Genomic DNA, 16,116 nt, shown 5'->3' with positions numbered 1-16,116 from the left:
CATGAAGCGTTTGAAAAAGGAGACTACCCAAAGTTTAGCGGGTGACCTATAGTACCTGTGGATAAGTGGGCGATACACTCACGATGTGCAGAGAACGAGGATCAAGATGCGGTGTCCATTTTGCGGAAACGTCGATACCCAGGTGAAGGATTCACGTCCGGCCGAAGACCATGTTGCAATTCGCCGTCGCCGTTTTTGCCCTGCTTGCGGCGGGCGCTTTACGACGTATGAACGTGTGCAATTGCGCGATCTTGTGGTGATTAAGTCCAACGGACGTCGGGAAGACTTTGACCGTGATAAGCTCGAACGCTCGATCCGCATTTCGCTTCAAAAACGCCCTGTTGAACCGGAACGTATGGACCAAATGATTAGCGGTATAGTGCGTCGATTGGAAAGCATGGGTGAAACTGATATTCCATCAACGACCATTGGTGAAATCGTCATGGAAAGCCTCGCGCGTATTGATACCGTCGCTTACGTGCGTTTTGCGAGTGTTTATAAGAACTTCCAAGCTGCGGATGATTTCGACAAGTTTGTTAGCGAACTGCGGCCTGATAATCTGCCCGACACGTGACCTACTCTAAAGTCGACGAAAGATATATGTCGCTCGCCCTTCAATTGGGGCGGCGTGGCCAAGGTCAGGTTTGGCCTAATCCTGCCGTTGGGTGCGTCATTGTGCGTGACGGTCGCATCGTTGGCAGGGGCCGGACAATGGTCGGCGGGCGCCCACATGCTGAAGTTGCGGCCTTAGCCGAAGCCGGTAACGCGGCCAAGGGTGCGGTCGTCTATGTCACGCTGGAACCTTGCGCGCACCACGGGAAAACGCCGCCATGCGCCGACGCTTTGATTGACGCCAAGGTGACTAAGGTCGTTATCGCGACTGGAGACCCTGACCCTCGCGTCAGCGGACGCGGCATTGCCATGCTTAAAGCCGCAGGAATTCAAATCGAAACCGGCATTTTGAAAGCCGAGGCAGATCGCGACCATCAAGGCTTTTTTCAACGTGTTTTGAAGCAACGCCCATTCTTAACCTTGAAGCTTGCGGTCACGCTGGACGGACGGATCGCTACCCGAACCGCCGAAAGCCAGTGGATCACGGGCCCCGCTGCACGGACTGCGGTTCATGGCATGCGCGCACGCCACGATGCTGTAATGGTAGGTGCTGGAACTATGCGGTCCGATGATCCCCAGTTAACCGTCCGGGGCATGGGAGCGCGTCGCCAACCGGCGCGTGTGATCGTTTCATCTGACCTGAATTTCCCACTAACGTCACGCTTGTTCCACGACACCGAAACCAGCCCGGTCCTTTTGTGTCACGGTCCGGTCGATCCGGCGGATTTTACGGCGATGGGGGCGGAAAGCCTGCCTTGTGGGCTCCACGACAATAGGCTCGACCTCAACGATGTGATGAAGGCACTGGCGGCCCGTGGCATCACCCGCGTGTTTTGTGAAGGCGGCGGTGGACTGGCGGCTTCTTTGTTGCGTGCGGATTTAGTCGACCGTCTTGAAGTATTTCAGGCCGGCAAAGTGATCGGTGGCGATGGGGTTCCGGCGGTCGCCCCCATGGACGTCTCCCACCTTATTGATGCGTCTCGGTTTTCTTTGATCGAAACGCGGCGCATCGGTGATGACGTGTTGTCATCTTGGAACCGAAGCTAACGCCAAAGGTAGGCATAACTTGCGACCGCCCCCTGTAGCTTTGCGATGGTTCTGTTCCAACGCGACGGTGGCGGAATGTCGTTGTTGGCCAGACGTTCGACGACAACTTCGACCGGACATGCGGCCCCTATTACGGGGTCGAAGTAGCGGGGGTAATTGATCAGCACGGCATGGGCCAGCGCCGTTAGATCGGGGCAAGCCGTTCGCCGCGGGCAAGGGACGCCGCGATCATCGGTCAGGCCCCAGCCGGCGTAAAATGGCATGCCCGTACAAATGACATTCTTTGATCGCAGCAGTGCTTCGAACCCAAGCAGGCTTGTCATTGTCCATACGTCATCGACCATCGACAAAGCGGAAATCGGATTCGTGTCCGTCAAGATCGCGTCGGCATAATCGCCCGCATCATGAATGGAACCGGTGCGTAGACCCGCCTCTACATCTGGATGCGGTTTGTAGAGGATCACAGCCGCTGGGTTCGCGTTGCGTGCCGCAATAAGCAGATCGCGGTTCGTGTTGATGTCTCCGGCGCCCAATTTGATCGACGCGTCGTCTTCGACCTGTCCGGGCACCAGAATGCGACGGCCAGCAGGCAGGCCAGTGGGCAACGCTGCAGCGCCCGTGTTGTATTTCGAAAGGGCAGCGGCGTTGAGCGACTTGATCAGTCGAACCGCACGATCCCGTTCCGCATCAGACAAAGCAGTCTGCGTGTTAATGATGCGTTCCAAACGGCTTTCGCGCGTCGGATCGTAATAGATGCCCAAATCGTCGCAAACTAACGACAGCGGCGCGATCAGATCGGCGCCCAACCCGCGCGACCGCAAAAAACCGTCTTCAACACGCACGACGTCGCCCATATCTTCTGACACCTTGCTAGCCCACGACATGCAGCGTTTACCGTCAGTTTTCGCTTTTGAAACAGCATTTTTCCCCTCTGCGAACACCACAGGTTTCACGTGTCCGAACACCGCCTGTAGGGGCTTACGCTTCCACATCCGCATCCCTGCCGCCACCCACCCAGCGTGGTCTTCGCGCCAAGCGCGGGCTTTCGCCTCTAATACATCAATCGCATTTTCGAGCGTGCAAAGCCGGTCGCGGCACGGATCGTACCATTTGGGATAAAGGATCATGGCCGCCGCAAAAAGCTGCGCCTTGGTCAGTGATCGTTGCCGCCGATCAAGCGGTTGCCGGTCGTCGGTCAACCCCCAACCCATGTAGAAAGGCTGGCCAAACACAACGGGTTTGTGGCCCATAAGAATGGCTTCGAAACCCATCTGGGACGAAACGGTATAAACGGCGATCGCACCTTCGAACAACGCGTAGGGCGACATCGGCGTGTCGTCTATCGTGATCCGGTCTGTACCGTCGGCGTCTTTGAAATATCCTTCACGGTGGCCTGCTGCAGTTTCCGGATGGGTTTTGATGACGATCCGGGCTTTCGGATGTTCTTCTTGCGCGTAGCACAACATCTCGCGGAAGGTATTCAGATCGGCGTTGCTCGCTTTGACCGACGCGTCGCCCTTCGTCTGGTCGATAACTACGACATATCCCGCATCCGGGGCAGGGGTGGCAGGATCGAATGCGTTGTACTTCGAAAGATGCAGTTTTTGCAGACGCTCAATCGCAGATTTGGCCCGGTTGAGCAGGGTGGTATCATCAAGCGGGTGTTCCGCGAGCAGCAGCTCAAGATCAGACTTGGTGGCCGGATCAAAGTGAACCCCGTTTGTATCAATATGCAGCCCAATGGGATCGTCGCCGTCGCGACCCGTGCGCACCGACCGCAAGAACGCATCTTCGACACGCACCATCTGGGCATCAGTCCAAGCCGCGACTGCTTCGCCACGATGGGACGTCGGGCTATTGCCCCAAACGCCGACCAGATCGCCATCGCTTGGTTTGCCCAATGTGATGTCATAACCGGACAGCGTCATGATCCGCCGGATGCGCTTTTGCGTCAGAAACCCGCCGTTATAAACGTAAAGCCGCCGCAAAGGGGTGTCCTCTGCGGCGGCATGTCCAGCATTGGACGTCATGTTTAGTTGCCGGTCAGCGTGGTGCTGGCAGAATCGAGCGCAGTGACCGCTGAAAGTGAACCAGTCAGTGCCGCAATCGTTTTGTTAAACTGGCTGAACGGCGCTTCTGTAACGTAGACGGTGTCTTCGTCGCGGATCGCAAAGTCACGGGCCATGAACACGCCGTTTGGCTGTGTCAAATCAAGGACATAGACGACGCGTTGTGTGCCGATCAGGTCGTTGCGGCCGGTCAACTGGTTGGCGATTTCCTGTGGTTCGTTACGGAAAATAAACACACCGGTTGGATCAGCAAGCGTCGTAGACAGGCCGCCGACTTGGGCAATCGCTTCAATCGCGGAAATAGCTTGGGATTCGAACTGCACTTCGGTCTGCGTACCTGTGGCACCCAGCGCGGTGAAAGTACGGCTGTCTTCTTCAACGTAAATCCGGTCACCGGACCGCAACGCAATGTCGTGGCCTGGGTGATCGTATAGGTCTTCGAACCAGATCGAACCGGAATGGCTGCCGCGCACAACAGTCACCTGTGCAATCTCAGGACGGATGCTGACACCGCCCGCAGACGCCAACATAGCAGCCAATGTGCGGGTTGGACGTTCAATTGAATAGACGCCTTGCGCGTTTACGGACCCGGCAATCGCAACGGTCGCGCCATCACCTGCGAGGCGACGCACCTGAACTTGTGGGTCTGGTGTTTGGTCAGACAGTTTTTCGCTGATAATCCGGCGCACCGCTTCTGGTGTGTTGCCAGCTGCGCGAATGCGGCCCGCATAAGGGACGAAAATAAAGCCTGAACCGTCGACTTGGACTTCTTCAAGGACAGTCGCGTTTTGACCGGTTGGAACCAGCAAACCGTCATCAACGTTTTCCCAGATCGTCAAACCAAGCACATCGCCGGGGCTGATTGTATCGGACCCAAGGGTTGACGCGTTGCGGAAACTTGCGGCGAACCCAAGGGCAGGAGTCACGGATGCAATGGCATTCACGCGGTCATCAACGGTCAAGATAAAGGCGTCGCCTTGTTCCAGAACGGAGCCGGAAAAGATTTCAGCTTTGTTTGGACCAGAGCTTGGCAGGCCACAAGACGCCACAAAGCCAAGAGTCACGACGATGGCAACGCCCTTCGCAAGGCGCAATGTCAGGGTTTTCACTGCTTGGTCTCCTCGACCTATTATTATTCTGCCTCGTGGCCCACCTTTTGGCGGCAGGCCTTTGTAATTGCTGTCAGGCTAGGCGAAAGCAGCTTCGAAAACCAGATACAGGTCCGAAAAGGTCCATGTTGTATGGCAAAACTGTGGCTTTTCAGCCGCGACGGACCTTTCGACCACAAGGTCTTGTGGGGCTTAGTTGACGATCCGCAAGGGCTGGCGGGGTGGGTTCTTGCCAGCCTTCAGCGCGTCATAGGGGTCTTCGGCTGCCAGCATCATATCGACCACTTGCCGCATCAATTGGCGACGCCCGCGTGCAGAATAAAAACCGCCCGGGATTTGGGATGTTTCCAAAAGGTAACGACGATAGTCTTTGTAGGCTTTGCTATCGGGGCGGCTAGGGCTCGCGAAGAATTCCGAAAGGGGTTGTTCAGACACGAACTGCGGCTTCGAATAAACGGCCTGTCCGAATACTTTCAACGGGATCCCGCGCCAAAGAACCTGCTGGCCCGCCGTCGAATTCACGGTAACAGCAGTGCGGGCTTGATCCAAAAGCCGCGCGAGTTTTCCGCCCCGCACGTAATGCACACGATCTTGGACATTATGTTTCTTGGCGGCCTGACGGATCAGTTTCCGCACCGGCGAGCGGTCATTTTCCAAAGGGTGTGCTTTGAAAACAAGGTGATGATGACGCGGCGCACCTGTCGCAAAACCATCCATGACGACGTCAATAAATTCGCCCATGCGATTGAACGGGGAATGTTTTTGAAAACTGGCGTCATGTTCCAATTGCATCAGAACAAGGTGGTAAGGAAAGCCGCCATGCCTGATCCGCGCTGATGCGATCCGACGATCCAGTGCAATGATCGGCATCAGGAACAGGCGCTTAGTGTAAAGATACGCCTCCATCGCGACGGGCAATTCGCGGTGGCGAGTAAAATTGCGGTATTCTCCGTTCCGGAACATCACAAACCAATGGTACAGCGCACCGTAGAACACATGCTGACGCATGTCGCCCCAGTGCGCAGGCGGTGTCGGGACTTCAAGATCGGACCGCGCAAGCGCCTTTTGCATATCCGGTACGTCCATTTCCATCAGACGCGAATGACCATTTGTGCCACCACGTTCGTAGGTCACCCAATACGGGCGCATGTAGCCTTCTTCAAAGACGTGGACGGTAATATTCTTGGACCGCGCAAGCGCCACCGCCTGCGCGTGAATAGGGCGCGTATCACCGTATAGAACGATATCCGTGATCTGCCGATCCTGCAGAATACCCGTTAGCGTTTGGTCCCAATCCTCGGGTTTCCCGCGAAATGGAATATAGTCTGGTTTGCCGAACCAAAAGGCACGGTCACCTGCATTAAACCCAACACGCGACACATCACAGCCAGCAGCGCGCAGCATCAACCCCAACCGATGAAAGAAGGGGCCGTGTGGTCCTTGTAGGAACAGGAAATGGCGGTTTGTTGGGTCGGTCACGGGAAACATGCTAACTAAAAATGGTTACGATTACGTATCGAGCATCTGTCTGGCGAAAATATGGCGGCACTGTCAATGCGGCTTGCGCTTGTTTGTCGGCCTGTGTGGCGCTAACTCTCGTATAACACGTAAAAAGAAGGACGCCCCATGTTTACTGGCATCATCACGGATATTGGTCAGGTCTTAGAGGTTGAACAACGCGGCGACCTGCGGGCGCGGATTGGCACCGCTTACGATATCGACGGGATCGACATCGGTGCGTCGATTGCCTGCGACGGGGTATGCCTGACAGTCATCGCGCTTGGCAGCGATCCGCAAAACTGGTTCGACGTCGAAATTTCAGCCGAAAGCGTGGCCGCCACGAATATCGGCCGCAAAACATGGTCCAAAGGGCATCGCCTGAATCTGGAACGGGCGTTAAAGGTCGGGGACGAACTGGGCGGACATATTGTGTCGGGGCACGTGGATGGCGTGGCCGAAGTTGTCGCAATGCATGACGAAGGCGACAGCACACGGGTCCAGTTCCGCGCACCTGAAGACCTCGCGCGGTTCATTGCGCCAAAAGGTTCGGTCACATTAAATGGTGCGTCATTGACTGTGAACGAAGTCGATGGGGCAGTGTTCGGCGTCAACTTTATTCCGCACACAAAGGTCGCGACGACATGGGGCGATGTGGAAGTGGGGGACGCGATTAACCTCGAAGTCGACACAATGGCCCGCTACGTCGCGCGGCTGCAAGAATACGCATGATCGCTGGTCTGGGGCATAACAACGGACCGTCAATGGAACCCGGTCTTACGTGGCGCAAACACGCGTGGGGTAAGGCACGGCGGCAACTTTTGCCGACACTCCCAATTGAGGTGGTACGTCTGCGCGTAAAGCGCGCGAAAGAGCTGGGTCTACCGTATAAAACCTACGCAGGCATCCGCGCCAGCACAGGGCACGATCTGGTCGGATTTCTGTTTTCGAGCAATGGTTTGGGAAAGCCGAGTGCGCGGGCAATTGTCCCCGACACGGTGACCCAAAAGCTGGCGTCGCTCGAGAATACAACGAGTGTTGCTTTAGCGCACAAAGGCATTGATGTGACACAGATTGACGGCTTGGACCGCATCGATGACGCACCTGCGCCGCATCTGACGTGGTCTGCAATGCGTGACCGGATGAAAGCGATTGCCGTGTCGGCTGGCCACCCTGCGGACCGCTGGGTTCTGGTGGGCGAAACGATGTTCGAACAGGACTGGGCCGCCGCCGCACAGGCTGCTGGTTATCTGCGCGGAACGGATTACTTTGCGCCTGCGGCGAGCGGGTGAGGGGGCGCTGCCCCCGCCTGCGGCCCCCCGAGATATTTAAGACCAAAAGAAGTTAAGCGGTTTCGATCCCGACTAGCGCATTTGCAAAGTCGTCAGGGTCGAATGGGGCCAGATCGTCGATCTGTTCACCAACACCGATGGCATGAATTGGTAGACCAAATTGGTCGGCGAGTGCCACCAGAACACCGCCTTTGGCTGTCCCGTCGAGTTTCGTCATGACAAGGCCGGACACATCGGCGAGGTCTTGGAAAACCTTGACCTGTTGGACTGCGTTCTGACCTGTCGTCGCATCAAGGACGAGCAGCGTGTTGTGCGGCGCATCCGGGTCTTTTTTGCGAATGACGCGGACGATTTTTGACAGTTCTTCCATCAAGTCGCTGCGGTTTTGCAGACGTCCTGCCGTGTCGATCATCAGCAGGTCCGCGCCATCTGCTTCGGCTTTTGTCATTGCATCAAACGCGAGGCTTGCCGGATCGGATCCTTCAGGCGCGGTCAGTACAGGCACGCCCGCGCGATCGCCCCAGACCTGCAATTGTTCGACCGCGGCCGCACGGAAAGTATCGCCTGCTGCGATCATCACCGATTTGCCCGCTGCCTTAAATTGGCTGGCTAGTTTGCCGATTGTGGTTGTCTTGCCTGACCCGTTGACGCCGACGACCAGAACCACCTGTGGTTTATGGGTGTAAAGCGGCATCGGGCGGGCGACAGGTTCCATGATCCGGCTGACTTCCGACGCCATAAGCGCCTTGATTTCATCAACGGAAAGCTTCTTGCCGATCCGCCCTTCAGCCATATTTGCGGTAACACGCAGGGCCGTGTCGACCCCCATGTCTGCACTGATCAGAAGTTCTTCGAGCTGTTCAAGCATGTCGTCGTCAAGCGTGCGCCGGACAACGGTTTTCTTTTCAGCCCCACCAAAAAGCCGCCCCAAAAGACCGGATTTCTTTTCAGGGACATCCGTGACAGTTTCTTCCAGCAACGGTGCTACTGGCGAGATTTCCGTCGACAGGGTAATTGATGGCGCAGGGGCTTGTGGAGCCGGAGAAGGCGTGATGCTCTCAGGCTCAGGCTCAGGCTCAGGCTCAGGCTCAGGCTCAGGCTCAGGCTCAGGCTCAGGCTCAGGCTCAGGCTCAGGCTCAGGCTTTACAACTGCTTCGACCGTGGGTTCTGGCGTCGCTTCGGCCACGGGTTCTGGCGTTTCAACTGGCGCCTGTACCACATCTTCGGGCGTGACTGCTTCTTCTTCGCCACCGTCACTGACAATGGCATCCAGACCTTGGTCAATCTTTGCGGATGACTTGAACATCCGGTCTTTGAGCTTTTTGAAGAACGCCATGCGACAGCCTTTGGAAACGTTGATGTTCCTCACCTAATACGCCCATGCCCGAAGGGAAAGGGGCAGGGCGATTTCCGTATCCGTGCGAAGCTGCGCTTACACCTCGTCTGGGAAGTGTTTCATCACCATTTTGATCGGATTTGGCGCAGCTTGACCGAGACCACAAATGCTTGCGTCCGTCATCGCGGTACACAGATCGTCCAGCAATGGCTGATCCCATGTGTCCGCCTGCATCAGCTTTACGGCCTTTTCACAACCGACGCGGCACGGCGTGCATTGGCCACAGCTTTCGTCTTCAAAGAACCGCAACATGTTCAGCGCCGCATCGCGGGCCTTGTCCTTGTCCGACAAAACAACGACTGCGGCTGACCCGATGAAGGTGCCATGAGGTTGCAGCGTGTCGAAATCCAGCGGCACGTCATGCATGGATGCAGGCAACAGGCCGGAAGACGGGCCGCCGGGCTGATAGGCTTTGAACGTATGACCATCCATCATCCCGCCTGCCGCCGCGATAATGTCGGTGATGGTTGACCCGGCGGATAACACATGCACGCCTGGATTTTTCACGCGACCCGAAACCGAATAGGACCGCAACCCTTTGCGACCGTTCAATTCTGTCGCGTTCAGACATTCTGGGCCCTCACGGACCACTCGCGCGACCCAAAGCAGGGTTTCGACGTTATGAACCAACGTTGGTTTATTGAAGATACCGACCTGCGCCACAAAAGGTGGGCGATGGCGCGGAATGCCGCGTTTGCCTTCGATGCTTTCGATCATCGCGGATTCTTCGCCGCAGATGTAAGCACCGGCACCGCGACGCAGATCAATGTAGCCTTTTGCGACAACGCCCGCATCTTCCAACGCTTTGATCTCGCGGCGCAGGATTTCCAACACAGCCGGATATTCGTCACGCATGTAGATAAAGCAGGTTTCCGCTTCGACCGCCCAAGCAGCAATCAACATACCTTCAAGGAAAAGATGCGGCGTGCGCTCAAGATAGTAGCGATCTTTGAACGTGCCCGGCTCGCCTTCGTCGCTATTCACCGCAAGGTAACGAGTGCCTTCATTCGCACGCACAAAGCCCCATTTTTTGCCAGACGGAAAGCCCGCGCCGCCAAGCCCGCGCAGACCGCTTTCAAGGATCTGATCTTGGACGACTTCCCAATTACCGGCGTCGCGCAGCTTCTTCAGTTCAGCGTAACCGCCTGATGCAGCGTATGACGCGTAGGTTTCATAATCCGGAATATGCGCGTGCGTATCGTCATTTGTGATCGCGGCTTCGACCTTTTCCAAAGTCGCATGGTCGATGTGATTATGACCAATTTCAAGCACAGGCGCGGTGTCGCAACGTCCCATGCAGGGCGCGCGCAGAACACGGACGTCATTTGCGTCCAAACCATCTTCAAGCGCTTTCTGCAAAGCAGCGGCACCGACCAGTTCACAAGACAAGGAATCGCAGACGCGGATCGTTAGTGCGGGTGGGACGGCTTCGTCTTCTTTCACGACATCGAAATGAGCATAGAAAGTTGCAACTTCGTAAACTTCTGCCTGCGACATCCGTAGCTCTTCAGCCAATGCACGCAGGTGTGCGGCCGATAGGCACCGGTAGGCATCTTGGATCAAGTGTAAGAATTCAATCAACAAATCGGATCGACGCGGACGATCACCGAGCAGCGCACGAACCTCTTCACACGCCTGATCGTCGAGCTGCCGGCCCTTGGGTGTGTGTCGCCCTTTGCCTTTGCCTGATTTCCAAACGCCCTTTTTGTCGTCCAGCGCCATGGTCCGTCCCCTTGCAAGTGTTGATCTTGCATAGCCCGTCATCGGCGGGCCTCGCTACGCGAAAACGACATGTAAATCGCCTAAGGCGCAGTGTTTGGTGCCGATGCGTGGAAAAATGTTCGGATAGAGTGCGCGGGACGGTGCGTTCACCACGATTTAGGACCTTTGTGTTTTAAAGGTCGGCATGGCCTTTTTTGTACTTACGACATGCCTTCCCGCGTTCTTGATCGCCATCTCGGCGGTATTTGCTGGCCCTTGGCCGGTCATGGCGGTCCTGTCTTTGACCTTGATGATGGCAGGGCTGGATCATCTTGTCGGGCGGGTGGCAGCACCATTGCCCGAGGATGAAAATCAGACAGCAGACCGGTTGTCGGCCTGCCTTGCCGTTATCCACTTAGGGCTCGTGCCGCTTGTCGTCTGGGCGCTTTCTGGGGATTTGCTGACGACTATCGACAAAATCTGTCTGTTTGTGGCTAGCGGCATTTTCTTTGGTCAGGTTAGCAATGCCAATGCGCATGAACTGATCCATCGACGCGAACAACACCTGTTCAGGCTTGGGGTGTGGGTCTACATTTCGTTGCTTTTCGGGCATCACGTTTCCGCACATCTTTTGATCCATCACCGATTTGTCGGGACACGGGATGACCCCAGTACATCGCGTCTGGGGGAAAGCTACTATCGGTACTTGGGTCGTGCCTACACTGGCGCAATCACTGCGGGTTTTATGGCCGAAGCACGCAGGCTGAAGCGTGTCCAAAGGTCTTTCCTCGAAACGCCATTTGTCATCTATGCCCTCGGCGCGTTTATCTTTTGGGGTGGGGCCTATGCGATCGGTGGCATCACTGGGCTTGTCTGGTACGTGGGGTTAACGGTGTTCGCACAACAGCAGTTGTTACTGTGCGATTACGTCCAACATTACGGTTTGCGACGGCACCGCGACAGCGCGGGTCGGCTGGAACCGATTGGGGATCGGCACAATTGGAATGCGCCACACTGGTATGCGTCAGGGATGATGCAGAACGCGCCGCGCTATGCGGATCATCACGCGCATCCCTATCGGCCCTATCCCATGCTTGCGATGACTGCGGATGGGCCAATTCTGCCTAGACCGTTGCCCGTGATGGCCGTTCTGGCGCTTTTCCCGCCGTTTTGGCGTCGGGTGATGGACCCCCGCGTACAGCACTGGAAAGATACGCCGACGCCGTGATAGGCTGATCAAAACGCATCATTGGACAATGGCTATGCGATCTATCGCTCTTTTGTTCGCCACTCTGGCGACCCCCTCAATCGCTGAAAGCCCAATGACAGCCGCAGAATTTGATGCCCATGTCACGGGCCGGATCGTCAGTTTCGGCACCGAAGGCAATCCGGGTTTCGGCGTGGAGCAATACCTTGAAGACCGTCGGGTGCTCTGGTCGCCGGGGGATGGCACCTGCACGCGCGGGGTCTGGTACGAAAGCAAAGGCGACATCTGCTTCCGTTATGATGGCGATCCGGAACCAAAGTGTTGGGCGATCTATCGCGAAGGTGACGGAATGCGGGCTGTTTTCACCACACGGCCGGACACAACGATCATTTTCGAGGCCGAAGACTACACCGTGCCACTGATTTGCGACGGATTATCGTCTTGATCAAAATGAACGCGGTAGCAGCATAACATGAGCGAATGGCTTGTTTCCATCGCCGGCACACCCGAAGGTGCGCGGCTTGCGACGTTCCTCGCATTGTTTTCCGCGCTCGCGCATGCCGTTTTTGGGGCGTTGCAAAAGGGGCGACATGATCCTTGGCTGACGCGCGGCGCGGTTGATTTTTGGCTGGCGGTTTTATCTGCGCCCATCGCATTGTTTCTGGTGCCGTGGCCCAATCAGACGACTGCCATCCTGTTGGTGGGGGTCATCATCGTTCATTTCGCCTATAAAGTGACTATGGCGCTGGCCTATGAACGGGCCGCCTATACCGTGGTCTATCCGGTCGTGCGGGGCACCGGGCCATTGGTCACCGTGATTGCAGCGACATTGTTTTTTAACGAACATTTCTCGGCTGTGCAGTGGCTTGGCGTCGCCTGTTTGTCCGGTGGTATCCTCCTGCTGGCGCTCAGAAATCTGTCGGAAGAAACGCTCGACCCGCACACCTTGAAGGTCGGTCTGGGGTGGGCAATCGCAGGGGGTATCCTCGTTGCAATCTACACCACATATGACGCCTACGGTATTCGCCAAACCCCTGATCCGTTTACCTTTTTGGCGTGGTTCTTTTTCGTGACTGCGTTCGACATGCCGCTTATCGCAGTGTGGCGCTATCGCCGGATGTCGCAGCCACCTGATCTTGGGCCGCTGTTGCAGCGCGGTTTGATCGGTGCAGTGATCGCTTGGCTGAGTTTTGGCGGCGTCATGCTTGCAACACGTCTCGATAAAGTTGGTGAGGCGGCAGTCCTGCGCGAAACCTCGACAGTTTTTGCAGCCCTCATCGGTTGGTTCATCTTGGGCGAAAAGGTGGGGCCACGCCGACTGTTTTTGATGTGCCTGATCGGCTTGGGTGCCGTGATCGTTGAACTTGGCGGGTAACATGTGCGTTTTCGGGCTGGCGTCGCACGATGCTTGCGCTAAAACCCACTTATGGAAACCAAACCAATCAACCCGATCCTAAAGCAAGTCCTCGAACTGGGGCCGACGCTTGTCTTTTTCCTGATTTATCTGCGGATCAAGGACGATACCTTCACAATCGCGGGCACCGACTATTCCGGCTTTATTGTCGCAACGTTGATTTTTGTGCCTGTTCTGTTGATCGCGATGGGGCTGCTTTGGGCGCTGACAAAATCGCTCAGCCGGATGCAATTGTTTACCGCCTTCATGGTGATCTTCTTTGGTGGGCTGACCGCCTATTTCAACGATGAACGGTTCTTCAAAATGAAGACCTCAATCGTTTACGGGTGTTTTGCCGCCATTCTCGGCATCGGCCTGTTGCGCGGGCGAAGCTATCTTGAATGGGTCATGGGAGATTTTCTGCCCATGAAAGAAGAAGGTTGGATGATCCTAACAAAACGGATCACCGTGATGTTCATCGCATTGGCGATCGCGAACGAACTGATCTGGCGGACACAAACGACTGAGTTGTGGGTTAAGCTTGAAACCTTCGCATTCCCCGCTGTCCTATTCGTTTTCCTGTGGCTTCAAATCATTGGTCTCCAGCGTTTCTTGATCGATCCGGACGCGAAATCCTGATCAGTTAAGATGGTTGTCATTCGTGGCGGCCGCCAACATAGCCGGATCACGATACCGCATCATGTTCAGGTATTTAGGTGGAATAGGCCGATCAAAGGCAACGCCTGCACGGTTGTTCGCAGCCCAACGCACCGTGGCGACATTGGCATCGTCGCTGCCCCGCAAAACAACGGCTTCACCAACGGCGACACCGGTTAAGCCCGCAACACATGCGCCAGCTTCGTTAATATCAACGATATAAGCAACTTGCGGCCCGCCGGGGCGGATCACATGAACCGGAATGTGTGTTTGGTAGCGATAGGGTCGGTTTGGATATTGCATGAATGGCCTCTTTGTCGTCTGTCGACAGTTTTAGGCGCATTCACTTAAACCAGCGTTAATCGCGTTTGCCAAAAAGCGCATTTTGCGTGCCAGAATCCTTTTTCGGCTCTTTGCGCAAATCTGCCGCCAATGCACGTCCAGCGACGACACCTGCGCGGGCACCAACCGTATCCAACCAGCGCTTCAGGTTTGGTTTGTCATCAAGCGTTTGCTGTTGCCCTTCCCAAAGTGATGCCCAGCCCCATGCCGACATGTCTGCGATGGAATAGAAATCACCGGCAAGATATTCAGATTTCGCCAACTGCCGATCCATCACACCATAAAGACGGCCAGTTTCATTGCGGTAGCGGTCTTTTGCATATGGCAGGTCCTGCGGTGGATCCATGACAGGCGCGTATTTCAAGAAATGATGCGCCTGACCCGCCATCGGTCCTAACCCGCCCATTTGCCACATCAACCATTGATCCACTGCGATCCGGTCACGTTCGGTCTCACCGTAAAATGACCCCGTTTTGCGGGCGAGATACTGCAAGATCGCGCCGCTTTCAAAAATACTGATAGGCGCGCCATCGGGGCCATCAGGATCAACGATTGCGGGCATTCGGTTGTTGGGGGCGATTGCAAGAAATTCAGGTTTGAACTGATCGCCCGCGCCGATGTTGATCAGGTGGGTAGTATAGGCCAGCTTCATCTCTTCAAGCGCAATGGAAACCTTCCAACCATTTGGTGTGGGCCAGAAATATAGATCAATGGGGGCGGTCATGCGGTTCTCCTGTTAGCGTTCGCGCAGCCTACGCAATTCCGAACAAGACGCAACGCGTTGAACAGGCTTGCGGGCGAACACAGGCCCGACATTTGAAATCTTAAGTTGAGGGTAGACGATTTCGTTAACTTTTGGCACCTTTGGGAACAATTGAAACCAACAAATAGTGAGTTACCCATGATACGGACATTTTTCATTTCAACTTCCATTCTTGCTCTGGCTGCATGCGGCGGCAGCGGTGGCGGAGGCAGCGCTGGCGGAGGCTCATCTTTTGATGACGTGTTGAACGATTTCGAAACCAATCCGGTTCTGACGGCGGGCCTGAATGATTCCGTCGAATATGCGCAGTTTTCAACGCTGTCTGCCGCCGGTGGCGCCAGCTATGAAGGCGACGCAATTGTGTATTCCGAAATTGGTACGCTCAATATTGACGAGGTTGACGACATCAGTGATTTGCCAACCCCAACATTGGCCGGCAGCGTTGCTCTGCAAACATCGTTTTCAGGTGACGAAGGCACTCTGACTGGTAGCTTTGGTGACTTTGTCGATTCGAACGGGAACAGCAAAACGGGTACAATCACGCTTTCCGAAGGTGAAGTGACTGAAGATTTCGAGGGGGATGCGTTCATGGCAGCCAGCATCGACGGCACCCTGAGCGGCAGTGGTGCGGGTAACGGGCGCTATCAAGGGCTCGTCTTCGGCAGCTTCACAACTGAAGGCGTCGTTGGCGTGGGGGTTGGCCTGCCAATCACATCGACAACCGATATCGATGATCTGACAGAAGACGACATCGAAGAACTCGAAGATTTCGCGGAAAGCGACGCATTCGCGATTATCTTCGCAGCGGATTAATTGATCCCAGATCAAGGCATAGAAGGGCTGCCAATTGGCGGCCCTTTTTACGTGATTGTGAACGCCCCACGGTGAAGGCCTGTTGACGTCTCGCGTCGTGCTGACTATCCGAACAGGCGTGGTGATTTGTGACCGGATTGCGGGCCACGTTAAATAATTCGCTAAAAAGGCTGCGGGTATTTACGCCCCGATGCCTTGCCCGGTGTCGGGGTTTTGCT

At 55.7% G+C, this 16,116-nt stretch carries 16 protein-coding genes and 1 riboswitch; of the genes, 9 read left to right on the top strand and 7 right to left on the bottom strand.

All coding sequences use genetic code 11. The features are described from left to right. The first annotated feature begins 106 nt into the window (after positions 1-106). Both nrdR and ribD read left to right on the top strand, forming a co-directional pair. Complete coding sequence (nrdR, locus tag MWU61_RS10770) at positions 107-574, top strand: transcriptional regulator NrdR (RefSeq protein WP_247128369.1); 468 nt, start codon at positions 107-109, stop codon at positions 572-574. Beyond that, entirely contained in the window at positions 571-1,659 is a 1,089-nt protein-coding gene (ribD, locus tag MWU61_RS10765) for a bifunctional diaminohydroxyphosphoribosylaminopyrimidine deaminase/5-amino-6-(5-phosphoribosylamino)uracil reductase RibD (protein WP_348645580.1), read from the top strand. The genes nrdR and ribD overlap by 4 nt, the downstream gene beginning before the upstream one ends. Here ribD and MWU61_RS10760 read toward each other — a convergent pair. The 3 genes from MWU61_RS10760 to MWU61_RS10750 all read right to left on the bottom strand — a co-directional run bounded on the left by MWU61_RS10760 (position 1,656) and on the right by MWU61_RS10750 (position 6,316). After that, positions 1,656-3,689: a capsular polysaccharide biosynthesis protein gene (locus MWU61_RS10760; protein ID WP_247128367.1), complete on the bottom strand. Its 2,034-nt coding sequence runs from the start codon at positions 3,687-3,689 to the stop codon at positions 1,656-1,658. The two genes, ribD and MWU61_RS10760, sit on opposite strands and share 4 nt — an antisense overlap. A 2-nt stretch (positions 3,690-3,691) precedes the next feature. After that, complete coding sequence (locus MWU61_RS10755) at positions 3,692-4,837, bottom strand: polysaccharide biosynthesis/export family protein (protein WP_247128366.1); 1,146 nt, start codon at positions 4,835-4,837, stop codon at positions 3,692-3,694. A 192-nt stretch (positions 4,838-5,029) separates the two neighbouring features. Then, positions 5,030-6,316, bottom strand: a complete 1,287-nt coding sequence (locus MWU61_RS10750) for a capsular biosynthesis protein (RefSeq protein WP_247128365.1) — start codon at positions 6,314-6,316, stop codon at positions 5,030-5,032. Positions 6,317-6,463: 147 nt separating this feature from the next. Between MWU61_RS10750 and MWU61_RS10745 the strand changes: the two genes are divergently transcribed. After that, positions 6,464-7,066 (top strand): riboflavin synthase, encoded by a 603-nt coding sequence (locus MWU61_RS10745; RefSeq protein ID WP_247128364.1) that lies wholly within the window; start codon positions 6,464-6,466, stop codon positions 7,064-7,066. A gap of 32 nt (positions 7,067-7,098) precedes the next feature. Next, positions 7,099-7,626 carry a hypothetical protein gene (locus tag MWU61_RS10740; RefSeq protein ID WP_247128363.1) on the top strand — a complete coding sequence of 176 codons (528 nt, stop codon included), beginning with the start codon at positions 7,099-7,101 and terminating at the stop codon, positions 7,624-7,626. A gap of 52 nt (positions 7,627-7,678) precedes the next feature. Here MWU61_RS10740 and ftsY read toward each other — a convergent pair whose 3' ends face one another. After that, a complete protein-coding gene (gene ftsY / locus MWU61_RS10735; RefSeq protein ID WP_247128362.1) occupies positions 7,679-8,962 on the bottom strand; it encodes a signal recognition particle-docking protein FtsY in 1,284 nt (427 codons plus the stop codon). A 96-nt stretch (positions 8,963-9,058) separates the two neighbouring features. After that, complete coding sequence (locus tag MWU61_RS10730; RefSeq protein ID WP_247128361.1) at positions 9,059-10,744, bottom strand: NAD(P)H-dependent oxidoreductase subunit E; 1,686 nt, start codon at positions 10,742-10,744, stop codon at positions 9,059-9,061. A gap of 184 nt (positions 10,745-10,928) precedes the next feature. On the opposite strand from MWU61_RS10730, the gene MWU61_RS10725 reads away from it, so the two are divergent. The 4 genes from MWU61_RS10725 to MWU61_RS10710 are packed head-to-tail and all read left to right on the top strand — an operon-like array spanning position 10,929 to position 13,962. Then, positions 10,929-11,951 (top strand): alkane 1-monooxygenase, encoded by a 1,023-nt coding sequence (locus tag MWU61_RS10725; RefSeq protein ID WP_247128360.1) that lies wholly within the window; start codon positions 10,929-10,931, stop codon positions 11,949-11,951. A 34-nt stretch (positions 11,952-11,985) separates the two neighbouring features. Then, entirely contained in the window at positions 11,986-12,375 is a 390-nt protein-coding gene (locus MWU61_RS10720) for a hypothetical protein (RefSeq protein WP_247128359.1), read from the top strand. A gap of 27 nt (positions 12,376-12,402) precedes the next feature. Then, the gene (locus tag MWU61_RS10715) at positions 12,403-13,305 is read left to right on the top strand and encodes a DMT family transporter (protein WP_247128358.1); all 903 of its coding nucleotides are present in this window, start codon (positions 12,403-12,405) and stop codon (positions 13,303-13,305) included. Positions 13,306-13,356: 51 nt separating this feature from the next. Beyond that, positions 13,357-13,962 carry an inner membrane-spanning protein YciB gene (locus MWU61_RS10710; RefSeq protein WP_247128357.1) on the top strand — a complete coding sequence of 202 codons (606 nt, stop codon included), beginning with the start codon at positions 13,357-13,359 and terminating at the stop codon, positions 13,960-13,962. On the opposite strand, the gene MWU61_RS10705 is transcribed toward MWU61_RS10710, so the two are convergent. Continuing rightward, on the bottom strand, positions 13,963-14,283 hold the full coding sequence (locus MWU61_RS10705; protein ID WP_247128356.1) for a hypothetical protein: 321 nt from the start codon (positions 14,281-14,283) through the stop codon (positions 13,963-13,965). Positions 14,284-14,338: 55 nt separating this feature from the next. Then, positions 14,339-15,046 carry a glutathione S-transferase N-terminal domain-containing protein gene (locus MWU61_RS10700; protein ID WP_247128355.1) on the bottom strand — a complete coding sequence of 236 codons (708 nt, stop codon included), beginning with the start codon at positions 15,044-15,046 and terminating at the stop codon, positions 14,339-14,341. A gap of 177 nt (positions 15,047-15,223) precedes the next feature. Here MWU61_RS10700 and MWU61_RS10695 point away from each other — a divergent pair, with 177 nt between their 5' ends. Next, positions 15,224-15,898 (top strand): hypothetical protein, encoded by a 675-nt coding sequence (locus MWU61_RS10695; RefSeq protein ID WP_247128354.1) that lies wholly within the window; start codon positions 15,224-15,226, stop codon positions 15,896-15,898. Positions 15,899-16,006: 108 nt separating this feature from the next. Further along, positions 16,007-16,084: riboswitch (SAM riboswitch) on the top strand. Positions 16,085-16,116: the final 32 nt, after the last annotated feature.

It is taken from the genome of Loktanella sp. F6476L, from assembly GCF_023015725.1.
Classification (GTDB): domain Bacteria; phylum Pseudomonadota; class Alphaproteobacteria; order Rhodobacterales; family Rhodobacteraceae; genus Yoonia.
The sequence above is the reverse complement of the archived record's forward strand: the minus strand, read 5'-3'. Positions and strand labels throughout refer to the sequence as shown.